Origin of the sequence: Nonomuraea sp. NPDC049480 (assembly GCF_044465905.1) — a bacterium.
In the GTDB taxonomy this organism is placed as follows: domain Bacteria; phylum Actinomycetota; class Actinomycetes; order Streptosporangiales; family Streptosporangiaceae; genus Nonomuraea.
This window is the reverse complement of record NZ_JBITMD010000080.1, coordinates 1-1,825: the sequence shown is the minus strand read 5'-3', so window position 1 is coordinate 1,825 and position 1,825 is coordinate 1. Positions and strand designations below refer to the sequence as shown.

At 57.3% G+C, this 1,825-nt stretch carries 1 rRNA gene; it reads right to left on the bottom strand.

Going from position 1 to position 1,825, the window contains the following annotated elements:
* Positions 1 to 1,825 (bottom strand): 23S ribosomal RNA (locus ACIBX3_RS61185); the annotation flags it as partial.

Below are 1,825 nucleotides of genomic sequence, written 5' to 3'. Positions count from 1 at the left end.
GGTCAAGTCCTCGGCCTATTAGTACCGGTCAGCTCCACACGTTACCATGCTTCCACCTCCGGCCTATCAACCCCATCGTCTATAGGGGGCCTTACCCATTCTCATGGAGGGAGACCTCATCTCAAGGCGAGCTTCCCGCTTAGATGCTTTCAGCGGTTATCCCTTCCGAACGTAGCCAACCAGCCGTGCATCTGGCGATACAACTGGCACACCAGAGGTTCGTCCGTCCCGGTCCTCTCGTACTAGGGACAGCCCCTTTCAAGTCTCCTGCGCGCGCAGCGGATAGGGACCGAACTGTCTCGCGACGTTCTAAACCCAGCTCGCGTACCGCTTTAATGGGCGAACAGCCCAACCCTTGGGACCTACTCCAGCCCCAGGATGCGACGAGCCGACATCGAGGTGCCAAACCATCCCGTCGATATGGACTCTTGGGGAAGATCAGCCTGTTATCCCCGGGGTACCTTTTAGCCGTTGAGCGACACCGCTTCCACATGCCGATGCCGGATCACTAGTCCCAGCTTTCGCTCCTGCTCGACCCGTCAGTCTCACAGTCAAGCTCCCTTGTGCACTTACACTCGACACCTGATTGCCAACCAGGCTGAGGGAACCTTTGGGCGCCTCCGTTACTCTTTAGGAGGCAACCGCCCCAGTTAAACTACCCACCAGACACTGTCCCCGATCCGGATCACGGACCAGGGTTAGACGTTCAAAACGACCAGAGTGGTATTTCACCAATGACTCCACCCGAACTAGCGTCCGAGCTTCCCAGTCTCCCACCTATCCTACACAAGACGCTCCAAACGCCAATGTCAAGCTGTAGTGAAGGTCCCGGGGTCTTTCCGTCCTGCTGCGCGTAACGAGCATCTTTACTCGTAGTGCAATTTCGCCGGGTCTGCGGTTGAGACAGCGGGGAAGTCGTTACGCCATTCGTGCAGGTCGGAACTTACCCGACAAGGAATTTCGCTACCTTAGGATGGTTATAGTTACCACCGCCGTTTACCGGCGCTTAAGTTCTCACCTTCGCACACCGAAGTGCACTAAGCGGTCCCCTTAACGTTCCGGCACCGGGCAGGCGTCAGTCCGTATACATCGTCTTACGACTTCGCACGGACCTGTGTTTTTAGTAAACAGTCGCTTCCCCCTGGCCACTGCGACCCCCACCAGCTCCCAGAGCTAGTCTGATCACCAGCAGAGGTCCCCCTTCTCCCGAAGTTACGGGGGCAATTTGCCGAGTTCCTTAACCACAGTTCACCCGATCGCCTTAGTATTCTCTACCTGACCACCTGAGTCGGTTTAGGGTACGGGCCGCCACAACACTCACTAGAGGCTTTTCTCGGCAGCATAGGATCATCCACTTCACCACAATCGGCTCGGCATCACATCTCAGGATACATACGAGGCGGATTTACCTACCTCGCTCCCTACATGCTTACCCCAGGACAACCATCGCCTGGGCTGGACTACCTTCCTGCGTCACCCCATCGCTTACCTACTACCCGATCGGATCGAGCGTTCACCCTGACGCCGCCTCCGAAGAGGCAGCCGAGCTAAGGACTCTTAGCATCACGAGGTTCGATATGGGCGCATTGAAGCGGGTACGGGAATATCAACCCGTTGTCCATCGACTACGCCTGTCGGCCTCGCCTTAGGTCCCGACTTACCCTGGGCGGATTAGCCTGCCCCAGGAACCCTTGGTCATTCGGCGCGAGGGTTTCTCACCCTCGATTCGCTACTCATGCCTGCATTCTCACTCGCACAGCCTCCACAACTAGATCACTCTGCTGCTTCGCCGGCTGCACGACGCTCCCCTACCCATCAACCCCAC